The organism is Pseudomonas sp. IPO3747 (assembly GCF_013385245.1).
GTDB lineage: Bacteria > Pseudomonadota > Gammaproteobacteria > Pseudomonadales > Pseudomonadaceae > Aquipseudomonas > Aquipseudomonas edaphica.
In genome coordinates this window covers 301,865-321,063 of the sequence record NZ_JACAQL010000008.1, presented here as the reverse complement: position 1 = coordinate 321,063, position 19,199 = coordinate 301,865, and the positions used below count along the sequence as shown (strand labels likewise).

Sequence of the window (19,199 nt, the reverse complement as noted above, 5' to 3'; positions counted from 1 at the left end):
AGCCCAGACCCTTTGCACAATGCGCGCCTCATTCCCTGGGCGAGCGCGAAGTGGCGCATTGTTAAACGCTTGGGTCGCCTGGCTGTCATTTGTAACGGATTTGATACCAATAAAGGCGTGGGATGCCGTGACATGGCGCACGGTTTTGGGCGGGGGTGCTGCGAAAAGTAGCGGTTTTGTTACATGGATCTTCTAAACGATGAGGCCTCCTGTGGGAGCTGGCTTGTGTGGGAGCCGGGCTTGCCCGCGATGCAGACGCCTCGGTCTTTAAGTCAGACCGAGGTGATGCTATCGCAGGCAAGCCAGCTCCCACATAAAGCCAGGCCTTGAGTTTTAGGCCTTGAGGGTTTTCACGCCTTCGGAAGTACCCAGCAGCAACACATCCGCCGGGCGCGCCGCGAACAGGCCATTGGTCACCACGCCAACGATCGCATTGATCTGCGTCTCCAGCTCCACCGGGTTGGTGATCTGCATGTTGAACACATCAATGATGATATTGCCGTTGTCGGTCAGCACGCCTTCGCGGTACACCGGGTCGCCGCCCAGTTTCACCAGCTCGCGGGCCACGTGGCTGCGGGCCATGGGGATAACTTCCACCGGCAGCGGGAAGGCGCCGAGCACCGGCACCAGCTTGCTGGCGTCGGCGATGCAGATAAAGGTCTTGGCCACGGCCGCAACGATCTTCTCGCGGGTCAGGGCTGCGCCGCCGCCTTTGATCAGGTTCAGGTGCTCGTCGCTTTCATCGGCGCCGTCGACGTAGAACTCCAGGTCGCTCACGGTGTTGAGCTCATACACTGGAATGCCATGGCCCTTGAGGCGCGCGGCGGTGGCTTCGGAGCTGGCTACGGCGCCGTCGAAGGCACCCTTGTGCTGGGCCAGTGCATCGATAAAGCAGTTGGCGGTGGAGCCGGTGCCGACACCGACGATGCTTTTGTCGTCGAGTTTAGGAAGGATTAAATCGACGGCGGCCTGGGCCACTGCCTGTTTGAGTTGATCCTGGGTCATGCGGGCTCCGGAACGGGCGGGGAATTATCGAGGGCGGCGAGTATAACCCAACAAAACCTCGGGATTCGTGTGGTCGCCCGGCTAAACGCTGGGTTAGACTCCTTGGCCCTGCCCAACCCGCCCAGTGATGCTTTCCGATGCTTGAACAGTACGTCAAAAAGATCCTCACCTCGCGCGTTTACGACGTTGCCGTAGAAACCCCCTTGCAGACCGCGCGCCAGCTCTCCGAGCGGCTGGGCAACAAGGTCTGGCTCAAGCGTGAAGACTTGCAGCCGGTGTTCTCGTTCAAGATTCGCGGTGCCTACAACAAGCTGACCCAACTGAGCGCCGAAGAACGCGCGCGCGGCGTGGTCACCGCTTCTGCGGGCAACCACGCCCAGGGCCTGGCCCTGGCGGCCAAGGTGCTGGGGGTGAAAGCCACCATCGTGATGCCCAAGACCACGCCGGAGATCAAGGTCGAAGGCGTGCGCTCGCGTGGCGGCAAAGTGGTGCTGCACGGTGATTCCTTCCCGGAAGCCCTGGCCTACTCGCTGAAACTGGTCGACGAAAAAGGCTACGTTTACATTCACCCTTACGATGATCCACACACCATTGCCGGGCAGGGCACCGTGGCGATGGAGATTCTGCGCCAGCACCCTGGGCCTTTGGACGCGATTTTTGTACCCGTGGGCGGCGGCGGGCTGATCGCCGGGATTGCGGCGTATGTGAAATACCTGCGCCCGGAAATCAAGATCATCGGCGTCGAGCCGGATGACTCCAACTGCCTGCAAGCCGCCATGGCCGCAGGCGAGCGCGTGGTGCTGCCAACGGTCGGCATCTTTGCTGATGGCGTGGCGGTGGCGCAGATCGGCCAGCACACCTTTGATATCTGCAAAGACTATGTAGACGAAGTGATCACCGTCAGCACCGACGAAATCTGCGCGGCCATCAAGGACATCTACGACGACACCCGCTCCATCACCGAGCCTGCGGGCGCGCTGGGCGTGGCGGGTATCAAGAAATACGTGGAAACCCGTGGCGTGACCGGGCAGACCCTGGTGGCCATCGACTCCGGCGCCAACGTCAACTTCGACCGCCTGCGTCATGTGGCCGAGCGCGCCGAGCTGGGTGAAGGCCGCGAAGCCATCATCGCCGTGACCATCCCCGAGCAACCGGGCAGCTTCAAGGCGTTCTGCGAGGCCGTGGGCAAGCGCCAGATCACCGAATTCAACTACCGCTACCACTCCGGCCGCGAGGCGCACATCTTCGTGGGTGTGCAGACTCACCCGGAAAACGACCCGCGCAGCGCGTTGATCGCCAGCCTCACAAGCCAGGGTTTCCCGGTGCTGGACCTGACCGAAAACGAGCTGGCCAAGTTGCACATTCGCCATATGGTGGGTGGCCATGCAGCCAAAGTCAGCGACGAGCTGGTGTTTCGCTTCGAATTCCCCGAGCGTCCGGGCGCGCTGTTCAACTTTCTTAACAAATTAGGCGGGCGCTGGAACATCTCGATGTTCCACTATCGCAACCACGGCGCAGCCGACGGCCGTGTGGTCGCAGGCCTGCAAGTGCCGACAGACGAGCGCCACCTGGTGCCGGCCGCGTTGGCAGAAATCGGCTACCCGTATTGGGATGAAAGCGAAAACCCGGCTTACCAGCTGTTCCTCGGTTGAGCGACTACGCTGACTGAGCGGCCTTTAAGGAATCAAGACCATGGAAACGCTGACCACCCTCAAGGTTATTCACATCACCGCCACCGTGTTGCTGTTGCTCAGCGGCCTCGGCCTGGCGGTACTGGCCTGGCGCAAACGCAGCGCCGGCCCGGCGGTTACCGTGCAACGCCCGTGGGCGTTCGTGTGGTTGCTGATGGGCGTTTGCGTGGTCAGCATGCCGTTCACCGGCTGGTGGCTGGTGCATCTGCTCGGCTGGCCGCTGGGGCAAACCTGGATTTTGGGTTCCAGCATTCTCTACACCGTGGCGGCACTGGCCTGGTTCTGGCTGGTGGCGCGGCTTAATCGCCTGCGTAAGGGCGAGGGCGGTAGCCTGAATTTCACCCTGGTGCTGGCGGTGGTCAGCCTGGTGGGGTTTGTAGCGATTGCCGGGTTGATGGGCGCCAAGCCGGTTTAACCGTATGAATATTTTGCTTGTCGGCGCCACCGGCTTTGTCGGTGGCCACTTGCTGCGCGCCCTGCAGCAGGCTGGGCACAGTGTGATCGCGACGTGTCGCAAGCCTCGAAGTCAGGGCTGGCCAGGGGTGCAATGGCAGGCGCTGGATTTGGGCCGGTTGGCTGCCGACCCAGGTTGCTGGGTGTTTCCTGAGTCGGTCGATTTAGTCATCAATGCGGCGGGGTTGCTGAGCGTGGATGCGGCCGAGCTGAGCCGCGTCCAGGATCAGGGCGCCCGCGCGCTGTTTGATCTGGCCGCCCATCACGGTGTGCGAGTGTTGCAGATCTCTGCCCTCGGCGCCTCAGCGCAATCGGATGTGCCATTTCTGGCCAGCAAAGGCGCTGCTGACGACTATCTGCTGAGCCTTGGCGTACCCGCCGTGGTGCTGCGGCCTTCGCTGGTGGTGGGCGAGGGGGGCGCCAGCAGTGCCTGGTTGGCGGGGCTGTCGCCCTGGCCGCTGATTCCATTGCTGGACCTCAACGCTCAACTGCAGCCGGTGCATATCGACGACCTGGTCGGCGCGGTGCTGGCCGTGTTGCGCCAGTGGCCTGCCGAATCATTGGTACTGCCGTTGGTGGGGCCAGCACCGATGCGGCTCGCTCAAGTCATTGATCACCTGCGCGTCGCTCAAGGCTGGCGCGCAGGCCGATACTTGCAAGCGCCATTGCTGGGGTTGGGCGGCTGGCTGGGTGATCGCCTGGGCTGGCGCGCCTTGAACTCACAAAGCATTGCCCTGGCTCAGCGGGATAACGTCGCCGACCCCGAGGTGCTGGCGTCGGTCTGCGGCTACACCGCCGCGCCGTTAGCCTCACGCCTGCAAGGCTGGCCCACGGCGGCCCAAAGCAGCCAGCGCACCATTCGCCCGCTGATGCTGGCGGTATTGGTGCTGATCTGGCTGGGTACGGCGGCGGTTTGCGTTGGGCCGGGTTACGCCTGGGGCCTGCGCATCATGGCCGAGGCCGGTGTGCAGGGCACTTGGGCGACAGTGGCCGTGATCGCCGGGGCGGTGTGTGATGGCCTGTTGGGCCTGGGGTTGCTGGTTGCGCGCTGGCGCAGGTCGGCGCTGATCCTGCAATTACTGTTGATGGGCGGCTATACCGTGATTATCAGCATAGTCCTGCCCCATTACTGGTTTGATCCTTACGCGGCGGTCGCCAAAAATCTGGTACTCATGGTGGCGACCCTTTGGCTCCTCTGGACTGAACCTTCTCTGGACTGAACCTTTTTCGACCGAGCCCCGCCGATGAACGCTTACCTGCTGTTGAAAACCCTGCATATCCTGTCCTCGACCATCCTGTTTGGCCTGGGTGCGGGCTCGGCATATTACGCCTTGCGCGCCTGGCGCAGCGGCAAGGTGGAAGTGATCGCGGTCACCTTCAAACACCTGGTGTTCGCGGATTGGGCATTTACCACGACCACGGCGGTTTTTCAGCCGTTGAGTGGCATCGGCTTGATGTACTTGGCGGGCTGGTCGATGCAGCAGAGCTGGTTGCAGTGGACGTTCGCGTTGTATGTGCTGGCGGGTGTCTGCTGGCTGCCGGTGGTGTGGCTGCAGATTCGTGTGCACAAGATGGCGGAGCAGGCGCTGCGCGATGGCACGGCGATGCCGATCAAGGCCGCGACCTATATGCGCTGGTGGTTTGGCCTGGGCTGGCCGGCGTTTCTGGCGTTTCTGGTGATTTTCTATTTGATGGTGGCCAAGCCGGTTTAGGGCTTGGGACCGAGCCGGCTTCATCGCAGGCAAGCCAGCTCCCACATTTTGATCTGTGAATACATCTAAAGTGTGGGAGCTGGCTTGCCTGCGATAGCGTCATCAGCTACGCAGGGTAATCACCGGCCAGCCACGCTTCTCGGCTTCGGCACGCAAATTCGGGTCCGGGTCCACCGCCACCGCATGCGCTACCTGCTCCAGCAACGGCAAATCATTCATCGAATCGCTATAGAAGTAGCTGTCTTCCAGGCTGTACCCGGTTTCTTCCAGCCAACGATTCAAGCGCGTCACTTTGCCTTCACGGAAGCACGGGATATCCGTGCTGCGCCCGGTATACCGGCCGTTTTCCATCTCGCATTCAGTGGCGATCAGGGTTTCAACCCCCAGCAGCTCGGCGATCGGCGCGGTCACGAAGCGGTTGGTGGCGGTGATGATCACCAGCTTGTCGCCAGCGGCGCGGTGTTTGGCCAGCAGTTCCAGGGCGAGCGGCAGCATCAGTGGGGCGATGCAGTCGCGCATGAAGTCGCGGTGCCATTCGTCCAACTGGGCCATCTCGGTGCGGCCAAGGATTTCCAGGCTGAAGTTCAGGTAGGCGGCGTTATCCAGCTTGCCGGCCAGGTAATCCTGGTAAAACTCGTCGTTACGGGCTTTGTAGGCCACCGGGTCAAGAATCCCACGCTCACAGAGGTAATCGCCCCACGCGTGATCGCTGTCACCGCCGAGAAGCGTGTTGTCCAAGTCGAATAAAGCCAGGCGCATTGCAGTTACTCGCTGAAAAGTCTGTAAAAAGGCGTCCAGAATACGGTCTTTTCACAAGAGTGCACATAAGGTAAGAAGCCTCGTTGCCGCTGGAACAACCTTTGTGGAACAATGCGGCGACATGCGTTTGCGAGGTTGTTGCCGTGATCGACCCCGATGGTTTCCGTCCTAATGTCGGGATTATTCTTACGAATGATGCCGGACAGGTGCTATGGGCTCGCCGAATCAACCAAGATGCCTGGCAGTTTCCTCAAGGCGGAATCAACCCCGACGAGACCCCTGAAGACGCCTTGTACCGTGAGTTGAATGAAGAAGTCGGCCTTGAGCGCGAAGATGTGCAAATTCTGGCCTGTACCCGTGGCTGGTTGCGCTATCGTTTGCCGCAACGCCTGGTGCGTACCCACAGCCAACCGCTGTGCATCGGCCAGAAGCAAAAATGGTTTCTTTTGCGCCTGATCTCCAACGAGCAGCGGGTGCGAATGGATTTGACCGGTAAACCGGAGTTCGATGGCTGGCGCTGGGTCAGCTATTGGTACCCGTTGGGCCAGGTGGTGACATTCAAGCGCGAGGTTTATCGTCGCGCTCTCAAAGAGCTTGCCCCGCGCCTTTTAGCGCGCGACTGACGACGGAGTTCGACCCCGAGCCATGCTCAATACGCTGCGCAAGATCGTCCAGGAAGTTAACTCCGCCAAGGATCTCAAGGCGGCGTTGGGGATTATTGTGTTGCGCGTCAAGGAAGCCATGGGCAGCCAGGTCTGCTCGGTTTACCTGCTGGACCCAGAGACCAACCGTTTTGTGCTGATGGCCACCGAGGGCTTGAACAAGCGCTCGATCGGCAAGGTCAGCATGGCGCCCAATGAAGGTCTGGTGGGCCTGGTGGGGACGCGTGAAGAACCCCTGAACCTTGAAAACGCGGCCGATCACCCGCGTTATCGCTACTTTGCCGAAACCGGCGAAGAGCGCTACGCCTCGTTCCTCGGCGCACCGATCATTCACCACCGCCGCGTTGTCGGCGTGTTGGTCATCCAGCAAAAAGAACGCCGCCAGTTCGATGAAGGCGAAGAAGCCTTCCTCGTGACCATGAGCGCGCAGCTCGCCGGGGTTATTGCCCACGCTGAGGCGACCGGTTCGATTCGTGGTCTGGGCCGTCAGGGCAAGGGCATCCAGGAAGCCAAGTTCGTCGGCGTGCCAGGTTCGCCGGGCGCTGCGGTCGGTACGGCCGTGGTCATGCTGCCGCCAGCCGACCTGGATGTGGTGCCGGACAAAACCGTCGATGACATCGACGCTGAAATCAAACTGTTCAAGACCGCCCTGGAAGGCGTGCGCGCCGACATGCGCAACCTGTCGACCAAGCTGGCCACGCAACTGCGCCCCGAAGAGCGCGCGCTGTTCGACGTGTACCAGATGATGCTCGACGACGCGTCCCTGGGTAACGAAGTCAAAACCGTGATCAAGACCGGCCAGTGGGCCCAGGGCGCGTTGCGCCAGGTGGTCACCGATCACGTCAACCGTTTCGAACTGATGGACGATGCCTACCTGCGTGAACGCGCCTCGGATGTGCGCGACCTCGGCCGCCGTCTGCTGGCCTACTTGCAGGAAGACCGCACCACCAACCTGGTCTACCCCGACAACACCATCCTGATCAGTGAAGAACTGACCGCCACCATGCTCGGCGAAGTGCCAGAGGGCAAGTTGGTGGGTTTGGTGTCGGTACTGGGTTCGGGTAACTCCCACGTCGCGATCCTGGCTCGGGCCATGGGTATTCCGACGGTAATGGGCCTGGTGGACCTGCCGTATTCCAAGGTCGACGGCATCGACATGATCGTCGACGGCCATCGTGGCGAAGTCTTTACCAACCCCAGCGAGCTGCTGCGCAAGCAATACGCCGAGGTGGTGGAAGAAGAGAAGCAACTGGCGCTGGGCCTCGATTCGCTGCGCGAGCTGCCATGCGTCACCCTCGATGGCCACCGTGTGCCGCTGCTGGTCAACACCGGCTTGCTGGCCGATGTGGCCCGAGCGCAACAGCGTGGCGCTGAAGGCGTGGGGCTGTACCGCACCGAAGTGCCGTTCATGATCAACCAACGTTTCCCGAGTGAGAAGGAGCAGCTGGCGATTTATCGCGAGCAACTGTCCGCCTTCCACCCGTTGCCGGTGACGATGCGCAGCCTGGACATCGGCGGCGACAAGTCACTGTCGTATTTCCCGATCAAGGAAGACAACCCCTTCCTTGGCTGGCGCGGTATTCGTGTAACCCTCGACCATCCTGAAATATTCCTGGTCCAGACCCGCGCCATGCTCAAGGCCAGCGAAGGCCTGAACAACCTGCGCATCCTGCTGCCGATGATCTCCGGCACGCACGAGCTGGAAGAAGCGCTGCACCTGATCCACCGCGCCTGGGGCGAAGTACGCGACGAAGGCGCCGACGTGCCGATGCCACCGATTGGCGTGATGATCGAAATTCCGGCGGCGGTGTACCAGGCCAAAGAACTGGCGCGGCAAGTGGACTTCCTCTCGGTCGGCTCCAACGACCTGACCCAATACCTGCTGGCCGTGGACCGCAACAACCCACGGGTGGCCGACCTCTACGATTACCTGCACCCGGCAGTGCTGCAAGCCCTGCAGCATGTGGTGCGCGACGCCCATGCCGAAGGCAAGCCGGTGAGTATCTGCGGTGAAATGGCCGGCGACCCGGCGGCAGCGGTGCTGTTGATGGCAATGGGCTTTGATAGCCTGTCGATGAACGCCACCAACTTGCCGAAGGTGAAGTGGATGTTGCGTCAGGTTGAGCTGAGCATGGCCAAGGACCTGCTTGCCGAGTTGATGACCATCGACAACCCGCAAGTTATCCACAGCTCGCTGCAACTGGCGCTGAAGAACCTGGGGCTGACGCGAATGATCAACCCGGCTTCTGCAAAAACCCTCTAGACCGCTATCGCAGGCAAGCCAGCTCCCACATTTGACTGTGTTCACAGTTCAAAATGTGGGAGCTGGCTTGCCTGCGATGACGGCAGCCCAAGCGCCATCAAATGTTCAGTTCGACCTCACCCAACCGTCCCCCCAACGGCCCAAAACTACGCTCCACCATCTGCCGCGACCCATCGGCATTCACAATCAGCGCCGTACTCGCCCGCGTCCCATAACTGGGGCTGGCGATAAACACGCTGGAGAGCAGGCTTTCGGTCGCCAAGCCCACGCCGGTGTCCGGCAAGTCGGCAAATGGCGCAGTCTGCGGGTCGCTCAAGATTTCCAGCAAGGCCTGCGGCTGTGGGTGCTCCAGCAATTCACTCAACGCCGCCCTGGCCTTGAGCAATTTGGGCCAGGGCGTATTCAGGCCGGCATTCGACAGGCCATAAACCCCAGCCTCCAACCGCGTCGGCTCGGTCTCATTGGCGTTGTAATGCCACAGCTCATCCCGCGTGCCTACCAGCAGGTTAAAACCGGAGTATTCAATCGAACGGCCGTTAACATCGGCCAAATATTCGTCAATTGGCAGCGATCCACTGAGAAATCGCGCCACCAACTCCCCTCGGGACTTACGTGCAGGCGGCTGGTGCGGGTCGCGAATATTGGTCAGGGCAGCAAACCGCCCCTCGGCGTTCACCCCAAGCCAGGTGCCACCGGCTTCCTGGTCGCGACCAGCGTAGACATGTGGCGCATCCGGCCACTGAGCCAGCGGCAGGCTGGGGCGGGCGTAGAACTCATCACGGTTGGCCGCGACGATCAGCGGCTGGGCGTGGCCCGGCCGCCAGGCGAAAACAATCAGGCACATAAGGCGTTCCCTTTGTGTTTTGTTCACTCTACCCATACAGCGGATGGCTATCCATCGTATCGAAGTTGGGCCGAGCGCCTTCCATCCGTTAACATGCCGGGCTATTGGGCGTGTCTAACCTTCTTAATTTGAAATTGCGGCTGTAACGCAGGCTTAATCCCACACCGGCATGGTCCGGTGCGCCATGACTATTGATTTAACGAGGAGTCGCAATGCTGCCTTACCCGCAGATCAACCCGGTGGCCGTGGCCATCGGTCCGCTGCAAATCCATTGGTACGGGTTGATGTACCTGATCGGCATCGGCGGTGCCTGGCTGCTGGCTTCCCGGCGCCTGAACCGTTTTGACCCGACCTGGACCAAGGAGAAGCTCTCCGACATGGTGTTCTGGATGTCGATGGGCGTGATCGTCGGCGGACGCCTGGGGTATGTGCTGTTCTACGATCTTCCGGCCTATATCGCCAACCCGACGCTGATTTTCGAAGTGTGGAAGGGCGGCATGGCGTTCCACGGTGGCTTTGTCGGCGTGATGATTGCCGCATGGTGGTTCGGCCGCCGCAACGGCAAGTCGTTCTTCCAACTGATGGACTTCGTCGCACCGTTCGTGCCGATTGGCCTGGGTGCCGGGCGTATCGGTAACTTCATCAACGCCGAGTTGTGGGGCAAGCCGAGCGACGTGCCGTGGGCCATGGTGTTCCCACCCTTCAGCGACCCGGCGCAACTGCCACGCCACCCGTCGCAGCTCTACCAGTTCGCTCTGGAAGGTGTGGCACTGTTCCTGATTCTTTATATCTTCTCGCGCAAGCCACGCCCAACCATGGCGGTTTCCGGCATGTTTGCGTTGTTCTACGGGATCTTCCGCTTCATCGTCGAGTTCGTCCGCGTGCCGGATGCACAGCTGGGCTACCTGGCGTGGGGCTGGTTGACCATGGGGCAGATTCTCAGCATGCCGATGATCCTGGCGGGCCTGGGCCTGCTGTGGTGGGCGTACAATCGCCCGCAAGGCATCAAGAACGCCGCGCTTTAAATTCGAATGCCGAGGCTTTTGCGAGCCTCGGCTTCTTTGATACGGGTAAAAACATGAAGCAATATCTCGAACTACTGAACGACGTCGTGACCAATGGATTGACCAAGGGCGATCGCACCGGCACCGGCACCAAAGCCGTGTTTGCCCGTCAGTATCGGCATAACTTGGCCGACGGCTTCCCGCTGCTGACCACCAAGAAGCTTCATTTCAAAAGCATCGCCAACGAATTGATCTGGATGTTGAGCGGCAATACCAACATCAAGTGGCTGAACGAAAACGGCGTGAAAATCTGGGACGAATGGGCCACCGAAGACGGCGACCTCGGCCCGGTGTACGGCGAGCAGTGGACCGCCTGGCCAACCAAGGACGGTGGCACCATCAACCAGATCGACTACATGGTCGACACGTTGAAAAACAACCCCAACAGCCGTCGCATCCTGTTCCACGGCTGGAACGTCGAATACCTGCCGGACGAAACCAAGAGCCCGCAGGAAAACGCGCGCAACGGCAAGCAAGCCCTGCCGCCGTGCCACCTGCTGTACCAGGCGTTTGTGCATGACGGCCATCTGTCGATGCAGTTGTACATCCGCAGCTCCGACGTATTCCTCGGCCTGCCGTACAACACCGCCGCGCTGGCGTTGCTGACCCATATGCTGGCCCAGCAATGCGACCTGATCCCGCACGAGATCATCGTCACCACCGGCGACACCCATGCCTATAGCAACCATATGGAACAGATCCGTACGCAGCTGGCGCGCACGCCGAAGAAGCTGCCGGAACTGGTAATCAAGCGTAAGCCGGCGTCGATTTACGACTACAAGTTCGAAGATTTCGAGATTGTGGGCTACGACGCCGATCCGAGCATCAAGGCTGACGTCGCCATCTAAAGACCGCCTCGGTCAAAAATGTGGCAACTGGCTTGCCTGCGATAGCGGAGTGTCAGGCGATACAAATGCCTCTGATCCACCGCTATCGCAGGCAAGCCAGCTCCCACAGTTGTTTTGTATACACCTTAATGCCCGTGGCTTCTGCCCACATGCGAAGGCTCCGCCTCGCTGGCCGCCACACTGCCGCTGACCTCCAGCCGCTGCAAAATCCCGCACTGGTCCAGATCCGGCCCACCGCCGCAGCGTTGGCGCAGGTCGAGCAATTGCGCCTGCAACGCCAACAGCCCATCGATCCGCGCTTTCACATGGTGGATATGCTCGTCGATCAACGCATTCACACTCTCGCACTGGTCCTGCGGGCTGTCGCGCAGCCCCAGCAGGCTGCGGATTTCTTCAAGCGTCATGTCCAGGCTGCGGCAGTTGCGGATAAAGATCAGCCGCTCGGTGTGCGCCTGGGTGTACACGCGATAATTGGCATCGGTGCGCGCCGGGGGCGGCAGCAGGCCTTCTTTTTCGTAATAACGGATGGTTTCCACCTGACAATCGGTCAGTTTGGCCAATTCACCGATCTTCATCGCAGCAATCTCCAAATGGGTGCTTGACCCTATAGTGGCTACAGGGTCTTTACTTGGCAACAGGCACCTTTACGGACGCGACAGAATGAGCGATTCCATCCACACCCCGAAAAAACATGATCACAAGCACGACCATGATCATGACCATAGCCACGAACATGGCCACGACCACGGCGCCACGCTGACCCCGGTCAAAAAGCATGAGCATGGCAGCCATGGCGATTCCTGCTGTTCCAGCAAGGTAGCGCCTGCTGTGGTTACGCTCAGCGAAGCGCCGACGGCCGGCTCGCGCCTGAGCACTTTCCGCATCGAAGCCATGGACTGCCCCACCGAACAGACGCTGATCCAGAACAAACTGGGCAAGCTTGCCGGTGTGCAGCAGCTGGAATTCAACCTGATCAACCGCATCCTCGGCGTTACCCATGACCTGCCGAGCACTGCGCCGATCATCGCGGCGATCAAATCCATCGGCATGCAAGCCGACCCTATCGAAGAGGGCACACCTGCTGCCGCGCCGCCTGCCAAGAAACATTGGTGGCCGTTGGCGGTGTCGGGCGTAGGTGCATTGGGCGCCGAAGTGTTGCATTTCACGGGCGTGGCACCGACCTGGGTAATTGCCTTGGTGGCGCTGGTATCGATCCTCAGCGGCGGCCTCACCACCTATAAAAAGGGCTGGATCGCCCTGAAAAACCTCAACCTGAACATCAACGCGCTGATGAGTATCGCGGTAACTGGTGCGATCCTGATCGGCCAGTGGCCGGAAGCGGCCATGGTGATGTTCCTGTTTACGGTGGCCGAGTTGATCGAAGCCAAGTCTCTGGACCGTGCGCGTAATGCCATCAGCGGCCTGATGCAAATGACGCCGGAACAGGCCACGGTGCAGCATGCCGATGGTTCGTGGCTTGAACAGGAGGTAAAAAGTATTGAATTGGGCGCGATCGTGCGGGTAAAACCCGGCGAACGCATAGGCCTGGACGGTGAAGTTACTGCCGGCCAATCCACCATCGATCAGGCGCCGATCACCGGCGAAAGCCTGCCGATTGAAAAAACCGTAGGCGATAAGGTCTTCGCCGGCACCATCAACCAGGCCGGTTCCCTTGAGTACAAGGTCACCGCAGCGGCCAACAATTCCACCCTTGCGCGCATCATTCACGCGGTGGAACAGGCCCAGGGCGCACGGGCGCCGACCCAGCGCTTTGTCGACAGCTTCTCGAAGGTCTACACCCCGGCAGTCTTCCTGTTTGCCTTGGGCGTGGCGATTATCCCACCGTTGTTCATGGCCGGCGTGTGGTTCGACTGGATCTACCGCGCCCTCGTATTGCTGGTGGTCGCGTGCCCCTGCGCCCTGGTGATTTCCACCCCGGTGACCATCGTCAGCGGCCTGGCGGCTGCGGCGCGCAAAGGCATCCTGATCAAGGGCGGCGTGTACCTGGAGGGTGGTTACAAGCTCGACTACCTGGCCCTCGACAAGACCGGCACCATCACCCACGGTAAACCGGTGCAAACCGATTACCTGGCGCTGTTCCCCAACGTCGAAGACAGCGCACCCGCCTTGGCGGCCAGCCTGGCCGGGCGCTCCGACCACCCGGTGTCGCTGGCCATCGCCAAGGCAGCTGTGGATAAAAACTTGCCAAGCCACGTTGTGGATAACTTCGAGGCCTTGCCAGGTCGCGGTGTACGTGGCGACATCAACGGCGAAACCTACCACTTGGGCAACCACCGTCTGGTGGAAGACCTGGGCCTGTGCTCGCCGGCGCTGGAAGAAAAGCTGTTCGCCCTGGAAAAACAAGGCAAGTCCGTGGTGCTGCTGCTCGACAAGTCCGGCCCGCTGGCGTTGTTCGCCGTGGCTGACACGGTAAAAGACAGCAGCCGCGAAGCCATCCAGCAACTGCACGCGCTGGGCATCAAGACCCTGATGCTCACCGGCGACAACACCCACACCGCCCAGGCGATTGCGGCGCAGGTTGGCATCGATCAGGCCCAGGGCGATCTGTTGCCCACCGACAAGCTGCAAGCCATTGAAACCCTCTACGGGCAAGGCCGCCGGGTAGGCATGGTCGGCGACGGCATCAACGACGCCCCGGCCCTGGCCCGCGCCGAAATCGGCTTTGCCATGGCCGCCGCCGGCACTGACACGGCAATCGAGACTGCCGACGTGGCGCTGATGGACGATGATCTGCGCAAGATTCCGGCATTCATTCGTCTGTCGCGGCAAACGTCGAGTATCCTCAAGCAGAACATCGCCCTGGCGTTGGTGATCAAGGCGATCTTCCTGGCAGTCACCTTCCTGGGCATGGCGACCATGTGGATGGCGGTGTTCGCGGACATGGGCGTGAGCCTGCTGGTGGTATTCAACGGTCTGCGCCTGTTGCGCAAATAGAGGATGAGAGGGCGGTGTGCTGAGTGCTGAGTTAAAGGCGTTTTTTATGGTCGCCCGCCTGGGCAGCATTACCCAGGCGGCGAAAAAACTCGGCTTGAGCCAGCCCACCGTCACCACCCAGATTCGCAACCTGGAAAGCCAATACGGCGTTGAACTGTTCTACCGCGGCGGGCGGCGCCTCACCGTCAGTGACGACGGCGCGCGCCTGCTGCCGATGGTCAAGGCGCTGTTGCAGCAAGAGGCCGATATCGAGTTTTTCCTGCGCAATACTGGCCAGGTCCAGGGCGCTTTGAGGATTGCCGCCACGGCGCCGTACTACATCCTCGATCTGGTCAAAGCCTTTCGCGAACGCCTGCCCCATGTGGACGTCTCGGTGGAAATCGGCAATTCCCAACAAGTGCTCGAAGCACTGGACGATTACCGCGTCGATGTCGCGGCCTCCTCGCAACTGCTCGAAGACCCACGCCTGATTCGCCGCGTGCTGGGCACCGACCCGCTGGTGCTGGCGGTGCATCGTAATCATCCCCTGGCCAAGCTTGAACATGTGCCACTGAGTGCGCTGGCCGGGCATACGCTGCTGATGCGCGAAGCCGGTTCCACCACGCGGCGGTTGACTGAAGAGATGTTGCAGGGCGCCGGCGTGAGTTACGGGCCGTTGCTGGAAATCGGCAGCCGTGAGTCGATTCGCGAGGCGGTGCTGCGCAACATCGGCATCAGCATCATTGCCCGCCAGGAAGTGCCCCATGACCCACAACTGCGGGTGCTGACTATCGAGAATGCACCGCAGATTCCCGAGTATTTGTACTGCCTCAAAGAGCGCAAAGGCGCGCGGTTGCCGGCGGCGTTTCTGGGGTTGGCGCAGGAAATGTCGCCGCTCTGATCGTTCCCACGCTCCGCGTGGGAATGCCGCCCTGGACGCTCCGCGTCTGCGCTTGAATGTCGTGACGCGGAGCGTCACAAGATGCATTCCCACGCAGAGCGTGGGAACGATCGCCTTACACCCAAATCCACCAATACCACTATCACTGCCTTTTGCCTTTCTGCCACAAGAGGGACGCATTGCCCGCCTAGCATGGCCTTCATCAGTTTGATGAGGTGCCTTGCATGAACACAGCCCTGACCCAACCCGGTGCGCCAATGAAGGTGCGCGGTATCCAGAAACGCTTCGGCGCATTCACCGCGCTGGACAACGTGTCCCTGGAGGTCGCGGCCGGCGAGCTGGTGTGCCTGCTAGGCCCGTCCGGCTGCGGCAAAACCACCTTGCTGCGCTGTATCGCCGGCCTGGAGCGCCAGGACAGCGGTGAGCTTTACCTGGGCAACCGCGATGTTTCCTTGCTACCGCCGCAGGCGCGGGACTACGGCATTCTGTTCCAGTCTTACGCGCTGTTTCCCAACCTGACCGTCGAAGCGAACATCGGCTACGGCCTCACCGGCAGTGGTCGCGACGAAGTGCGCAAGCGCGTCGGGCAGATGCTCGAACTGGTCGGCCTGGTCGGCAGTGAAAAAAAGTACCCCGGTCAACTCTCCGGCGGCCAACAACAGCGCGTGGCCCTGGCCCGTGCCCTGGCGCCGGCGCCGTCATTGCTGTTGCTGGACGAACCCATGTCGGCCCTCGACGCCCGCGTGCGTGAGCATCTGTGTACCGAGCTGCGCCAATTGCAACGGCGCCTGGGCATCACCACGCTGATGGTCACCCACAACCAGGACGAGGCCATGCTGATGGCCGACCGTATTGCCGTGATGAACAACGGCAAGGTCGAGCAATACGCCACGCCCCAGGAAATCTACGACCGCCCGGCCACGCCGTTTGTGGCGGAATTTGTCGGCCAGGGCAACTGGCTGCCGTTCAGCCGCAGCAGTGACAGCCATGCCCAGGTCGGCGGCTTGCACATGCGGCTGGATGACAGCGCCAGCAAAGCCAAGTCCGGCCGCTTGTTCTGCCGCCCGGAAGCCATCAGCGTCAACCCGCTGGTGCATGAAGAAAACCTGTTCCCGGCCAAGGTCCGCGAGATCACTTTCCTCGGCAACCGCTGCCGCATGAGCTTTGAGCTGGAGCAATTGCCTGGCCACCCGCTGTTGGCCGAACTGGCCCCCGAAGCCATGCCGCGCCTGGGCGCGCAGGATATCTGGGTGGCTCTGCCGCCGCGCAGCCTGCAGGTGTTTGCCTGAGATGGCTGCTGATATGAGTCTGCCGATACCCGACCACGTGGCTCGTCAGGTTTCCCGCGCTGAGCTTGGCGACCGCCTCTTTGTGGTCGGCGGCAAGCTGCTTTGGTTACTCCTGCTGGGCATTGCGGTGTTGTTGCCGTTGCTGGCGATCTTCTGGCGCGGCTTCAGCAGCGAAGCCGGGCAGGGCGGCGGGCTGGTCGCGGCGCGGGAGCTGATGACCAGCGCCAACTTTCATTGGTTGTTAGGCAATAGCCTGAAAGTTTCCCTCAGCGTGGCGGCCATCGTCGTACCGCTGGCCTACCTGTTTGCCTACGCACTGCAACGCACGCTGATCCCCGGCAAGCCGATCTGGCGCGGCCTGTCGCTGCTGCCATTGATGGCCCCGTCGATGTTGCCGGGTATTGCGCTGGTCTATCTGTTCGGCAACCAGGGCATGTTGCGTGGTTTGCTCTCGGACAATATCTACGGCTTCTGGGGCATTGTGCTGGGTGAAGTGATCTACACCTTCCCACATGCCCTGATGATTCTGCTGTCGGCGCTGTCCCTGGCGGATGCGCGCCTGTTCGATGCCGCCTCCAGCATGGGCGCCAGCCCGGCCCGGGCGTTTCGCAGCATTACCTGGCCGGCCACGCGTCAGGCGGTATTCGCGGCGTTTTGCCTGGTGTTCACCCTGACCATCACCGACTTCGGCGTGCCCGTGGTGGTGGGTGGCGATTATCAGGTGTTGGCGCTGGAAGCCTACAAGGCGGTGGTCGGCCAGCAACAGTTCGGTCGCGGCGCCTTGATCGGCATGGTGTTGTTGCTGCCGGCGCTGTTCAGCTTTGCTGTGGACGCCTGGCTGCGCCGTCGTCATGGCGATGCCATGAGCGGCCGCGCCCAGGTGTTCCAGCCGGCGCCATCGCGCTTGAGGGATGGCTGCTACCTGGCGATTGTGTTGTTGATATGCGCCGTGTTGCTGCTGGTGTTCGGCATGGCGGTGTATTCCTCGCTGGTGAAGTTCTGGCCGTACAACCTCTCTCTATCGCTCAATCACTACCAGTTTGAAGACACGGCCGGCGGCGGCTGGCTGGCGTATCGCAACAGCCTGACCATGGCGCTGTGCACCGCGCTGATCGGCAGCGTACTGATCTTCACCGGCGCCTACCTGATGGAAAAGACCAAGGGCCAGAAAGGCCTGAACCTGGCGCTGCGCATGCTCAGCTTTGTGCCGATGGCTGTGCCGGGCTTGGTGCTGGGCCTGGGTTACGTGTTCTTCTTCAACCTCAACGGCAACCCGCTGCACGTGTTCTACGGCACCATGACCTTGCTGGTGGTGTGCACCATCGCGCACTACCTGACCACCGCGCAAATGACCGCAACCACCGCGCTGCGCCAGTTGGATGCCGAGTTCGAAGCCGCTGCGCTGTCCCTCAAGGCGCCGCTGTACCGCCACTATCTGCGTGTCACCGTGCCGATCTGCCTGCCCGCGTTGCTGGATATCGTGCGCTACTTGTTTGTGTCGGCGATGACCACCGTGTCCGCCGCGATCTTCCTCTACAGCCCCGACACCATCCTCGCCGCCGTCGCCGTGTTGAACATGGACGACGCCGGCAATGTGGGCGGCGCTGCGGCCATGTCGACCCTGATCCTGTTCACATCGGCCGGCGTCTCGCTGCTGCTGGCGTGGGCCTCACGTGGCGCTTTACGCCGCTCTCAAGCCTGGCGCCAAACCGCGCCCGGCCAATAAAAGTCCCTGAAGGAGGTGCTCCATGTTCAAGCCCTTGGCCCTGGCCGCTGCTCTACTCAGCGCATTCAGCCTGAATGCCTTTGCCGCCAAAACCGAGTTGACGGTGTACACGGCCCTCGAAGCCGAGCAGTTGAAGACCTACAAACAGGCCTTCGAAAAAGCCAACCCGGATATCGATATCAAGTGGGTGCGCGACTCCACCGGCATCATCACTGCCAAACTGCTGGCCGAAAAAGCCCGCCCGCAGGCGGATGTGGTGTGGGGGCTGGCTGCCTCCAGCCTGGCGATTCTCGATCAGCAAGGCATGCTGGATAGCTACGCACCCAAGGACTTGGACAAGATCGGCAAAAACTACCGTGACGCCGCCAACCCACCGGCCTGGGTCGGCATGGACGTGTGGGCTGCGACCATCTGCTTCAACACTGTCGAAGCCGAGAAACAAGGCCTGACCAAGCCGGTGAGCTGGCAAGACCTGACCAAGCCTGAGTACAAGGGCAAGATCGTGATGCCGAACCCGGCGTCGTCCGGCACCGGTTTCCTGGATGTGAGCGCCTGGCTGCAGACCTTCGGCGAGAAGCAGGGCTGGCAGTACATGGACGACCTGCACCAGAACATCGGCCAGTACGTTCACTCCGGCTCCAAGCCGTGCAAGCTGGCGGCTTCCGGGGAATTCCCGATTGGTATTTCGTTTGAGTACCCGGCCGTGCAGCTCAAACGCCAAGGCGCGCCGCTGGACATTATCTTGCCCAAAGAAGGCTTGGGCTGGGACATCGAAGCGACTGCCGTGATCAAGGGCACTGCTCACGCCGATGCGGCCAAAAAACTTGCCGACTTCTCCGCCAGCCCCGCTGCGATGGAGCTGTACAAGGACAACTTCGCCGTCCTCGCCCAGCCGGGTATCGCCAAGCCGCAGACCGAATTGCCGGCTGACTACGAACAACGCTTGATCAAGAACGACTTCGCCTGGGCTTCGAAAAACCGCGACAGCATCCTGACCGAATGGCGCAAGCGCTATGACGGCAAGTCGGAGAAGCAGTAACTGATCATC

Annotated in this window: 17 protein-coding genes; 13 read left to right on the top strand and 4 right to left on the bottom strand. The window is 61.3% G+C overall.

Features of this window, described 5'->3' with window-relative positions:
• Positions 1–333 precede the first annotated feature (333 nt).
• Positions 334–1,005, bottom strand: coding sequence for a ribose-5-phosphate isomerase RpiA (gene rpiA / locus HX790_RS13095; protein ID WP_005792336.1), 672 nt, complete (start codon positions 1,003–1,005; stop codon positions 334–336).
• 137 nt (positions 1,006–1,142) lie between these two features.
• On the opposite strand from rpiA, the gene ilvA reads away from it, so the two are divergent.
• From ilvA to HX790_RS13075, 4 genes are read left to right on the top strand one after another with little or no spacing between them, the layout of a single operon-like run.
• Positions 1,143–2,657: a threonine ammonia-lyase, biosynthetic gene (gene ilvA, locus HX790_RS13090; RefSeq protein WP_017139505.1), complete on the top strand. Its 1,515-nt coding sequence runs from the start codon at positions 1,143–1,145 to the stop codon at positions 2,655–2,657.
• A gap of 40 nt (positions 2,658–2,697) precedes the next feature.
• Positions 2,698–3,111, top strand: coding sequence for a DUF2269 family protein (locus tag HX790_RS13085; protein WP_017139504.1), 414 nt, complete (start codon positions 2,698–2,700; stop codon positions 3,109–3,111).
• A gap of 4 nt (positions 3,112–3,115) precedes the next feature.
• Complete coding sequence (locus HX790_RS13080) at positions 3,116–4,369, top strand: SDR family oxidoreductase (RefSeq protein ID WP_170036780.1); 1,254 nt, start codon at positions 3,116–3,118, stop codon at positions 4,367–4,369.
• 24 nt (positions 4,370–4,393) lie between these two features.
• Positions 4,394–4,861 (top strand): DUF2269 domain-containing protein, encoded by a 468-nt coding sequence (locus tag HX790_RS13075; RefSeq protein ID WP_017139502.1) that lies wholly within the window; start codon positions 4,394–4,396, stop codon positions 4,859–4,861.
• A 102-nt stretch (positions 4,862–4,963) separates the two neighbouring features.
• Here HX790_RS13075 and HX790_RS13070 read toward each other — a convergent pair whose 3' ends face one another.
• Positions 4,964–5,620: an HAD family phosphatase gene (locus HX790_RS13070; protein ID WP_017139501.1), complete on the bottom strand. Its 657-nt coding sequence runs from the start codon at positions 5,618–5,620 to the stop codon at positions 4,964–4,966.
• A 143-nt stretch (positions 5,621–5,763) separates the two neighbouring features.
• Between HX790_RS13070 and HX790_RS13065 the strand changes: the two genes are divergently transcribed.
• Positions 5,764–6,243 carry an RNA pyrophosphohydrolase gene (locus tag HX790_RS13065; protein ID WP_003176750.1) on the top strand — a complete coding sequence of 160 codons (480 nt, stop codon included), beginning with the start codon at positions 5,764–5,766 and terminating at the stop codon, positions 6,241–6,243.
• 22 nt (positions 6,244–6,265) lie between these two features.
• Positions 6,266–8,545 carry a phosphoenolpyruvate--protein phosphotransferase gene (ptsP, locus tag HX790_RS13060; protein ID WP_017139499.1) on the top strand — a complete coding sequence of 760 codons (2,280 nt, stop codon included), beginning with the start codon at positions 6,266–6,268 and terminating at the stop codon, positions 8,543–8,545.
• A 97-nt stretch (positions 8,546–8,642) separates the two neighbouring features.
• On the opposite strand, the gene HX790_RS13055 is transcribed toward ptsP, so the two are convergent.
• Positions 8,643–9,389, bottom strand: a complete 747-nt coding sequence (locus tag HX790_RS13055; RefSeq protein WP_017139498.1) for an NRDE family protein — start codon at positions 9,387–9,389, stop codon at positions 8,643–8,645.
• Positions 9,390–9,601: 212 nt separating this feature from the next.
• Here HX790_RS13055 and lgt point away from each other — a divergent pair, with 212 nt between their 5' ends.
• Both lgt and HX790_RS13045 read left to right on the top strand, forming a co-directional pair.
• On the top strand, positions 9,602–10,414 hold the full coding sequence (gene lgt / locus HX790_RS13050) for a prolipoprotein diacylglyceryl transferase (protein WP_017139497.1): 813 nt from the start codon (positions 9,602–9,604) through the stop codon (positions 10,412–10,414).
• A 53-nt stretch (positions 10,415–10,467) separates the two neighbouring features.
• On the top strand, positions 10,468–11,301 hold the full coding sequence (locus HX790_RS13045; protein WP_017139496.1) for a thymidylate synthase: 834 nt from the start codon (positions 10,468–10,470) through the stop codon (positions 11,299–11,301).
• 125 nt (positions 11,302–11,426) lie between these two features.
• On the opposite strand, the gene cadR is transcribed toward HX790_RS13045, so the two are convergent.
• Entirely contained in the window at positions 11,427–11,876 is a 450-nt protein-coding gene (gene cadR, locus HX790_RS13040) for a Cd(II)/Pb(II)-responsive transcriptional regulator (protein WP_017139495.1), read from the bottom strand.
• 85 nt (positions 11,877–11,961) lie between these two features.
• Between cadR and HX790_RS13035 the strand changes: the two genes are divergently transcribed.
• The 5 genes from HX790_RS13035 (at position 11,962) to HX790_RS13015 (ending at position 19,190) form a co-directional block, all read left to right on the top strand.
• Positions 11,962–14,256, top strand: a complete 2,295-nt coding sequence (locus HX790_RS13035) for a heavy metal translocating P-type ATPase (protein ID WP_176991636.1) — start codon at positions 11,962–11,964, stop codon at positions 14,254–14,256.
• A 16-nt stretch (positions 14,257–14,272) separates the two neighbouring features.
• Positions 14,273–15,136, top strand: a complete 864-nt coding sequence (locus tag HX790_RS13030; RefSeq protein WP_017139493.1) for a LysR family transcriptional regulator — start codon at positions 14,273–14,275, stop codon at positions 15,134–15,136.
• Between the two features lie 224 nt (positions 15,137–15,360).
• On the top strand, positions 15,361–16,425 hold the full coding sequence (locus HX790_RS13025; RefSeq protein WP_017139492.1) for a putative 2-aminoethylphosphonate ABC transporter ATP-binding protein: 1,065 nt from the start codon (positions 15,361–15,363) through the stop codon (positions 16,423–16,425).
• Position 16,426: 1 nt separating this feature from the next.
• Positions 16,427–18,151: a putative 2-aminoethylphosphonate ABC transporter permease subunit gene (locus HX790_RS13020; protein WP_176991635.1), complete on the top strand. Its 1,725-nt coding sequence runs from the start codon at positions 16,427–16,429 to the stop codon at positions 18,149–18,151.
• A 22-nt stretch (positions 18,152–18,173) separates the two neighbouring features.
• Positions 18,174–19,190, top strand: a complete 1,017-nt coding sequence (locus tag HX790_RS13015) for a putative 2-aminoethylphosphonate ABC transporter substrate-binding protein (RefSeq protein WP_017139490.1) — start codon at positions 18,174–18,176, stop codon at positions 19,188–19,190.
• The last annotated feature ends 9 nt before the right edge of the window (positions 19,191–19,199 follow it).

What these genes read in the sequence shown, in the direction of transcription:
- ilvA (WP_017139505.1), top strand. Translation starts at nt 1,143, where the DNA reads ATGCTTGAACAGTACGTCAAAAAGATCCTCACCTCGCGCGTTTACGAC.
- ptsP (WP_017139499.1), top strand. Translation starts at nt 6,266, where the DNA reads ATGCTCAATACGCTGCGCAAGATCGTCCAGGAAGTTAACTCCGCCAAG.
- HX790_RS13045 (WP_017139496.1), top strand. Translation starts at nt 10,468, where the DNA reads ATGAAGCAATATCTCGAACTACTGAACGACGTCGTGACCAATGGATTG.
- HX790_RS13070 (WP_017139501.1), bottom strand. Translation starts at nt 5,620, where the DNA reads ATGCGCCTGGCTTTATTCGACTTGGACAACACGCTTCTCGGCGGTGAC.
- cadR (WP_017139495.1), bottom strand. Translation starts at nt 11,876, where the DNA reads ATGAAGATCGGTGAATTGGCCAAACTGACCGATTGTCAGGTGGAAACC.
- HX790_RS13025 (WP_017139492.1), top strand. Translation starts at nt 15,361, where the DNA reads ATGAACACAGCCCTGACCCAACCCGGTGCGCCAATGAAGGTGCGCGGT.
- HX790_RS13080 (WP_170036780.1), top strand. Translation starts at nt 3,116, where the DNA reads ATGAATATTTTGCTTGTCGGCGCCACCGGCTTTGTCGGTGGCCACTTG.
- HX790_RS13085 (WP_017139504.1), top strand. Translation starts at nt 2,698, where the DNA reads ATGGAAACGCTGACCACCCTCAAGGTTATTCACATCACCGCCACCGTG.
- HX790_RS13015 (WP_017139490.1), top strand. Translation starts at nt 18,174, where the DNA reads ATGTTCAAGCCCTTGGCCCTGGCCGCTGCTCTACTCAGCGCATTCAGC.
- HX790_RS13075 (WP_017139502.1), top strand. Translation starts at nt 4,394, where the DNA reads ATGAACGCTTACCTGCTGTTGAAAACCCTGCATATCCTGTCCTCGACC.
- HX790_RS13055 (WP_017139498.1), bottom strand. Translation starts at nt 9,389, where the DNA reads ATGTGCCTGATTGTTTTCGCCTGGCGGCCGGGCCACGCCCAGCCGCTG.
- lgt (WP_017139497.1), top strand. Translation starts at nt 9,602, where the DNA reads ATGCTGCCTTACCCGCAGATCAACCCGGTGGCCGTGGCCATCGGTCCG.
- HX790_RS13020 (WP_176991635.1), top strand. Translation starts at nt 16,427, where the DNA reads ATGGCTGCTGATATGAGTCTGCCGATACCCGACCACGTGGCTCGTCAG.
- rpiA (WP_005792336.1), bottom strand. Translation starts at nt 1,005, where the DNA reads ATGACCCAGGATCAACTCAAACAGGCAGTGGCCCAGGCCGCCGTCGAT.
- HX790_RS13035 (WP_176991636.1), top strand. Translation starts at nt 11,962, where the DNA reads ATGAGCGATTCCATCCACACCCCGAAAAAACATGATCACAAGCACGAC.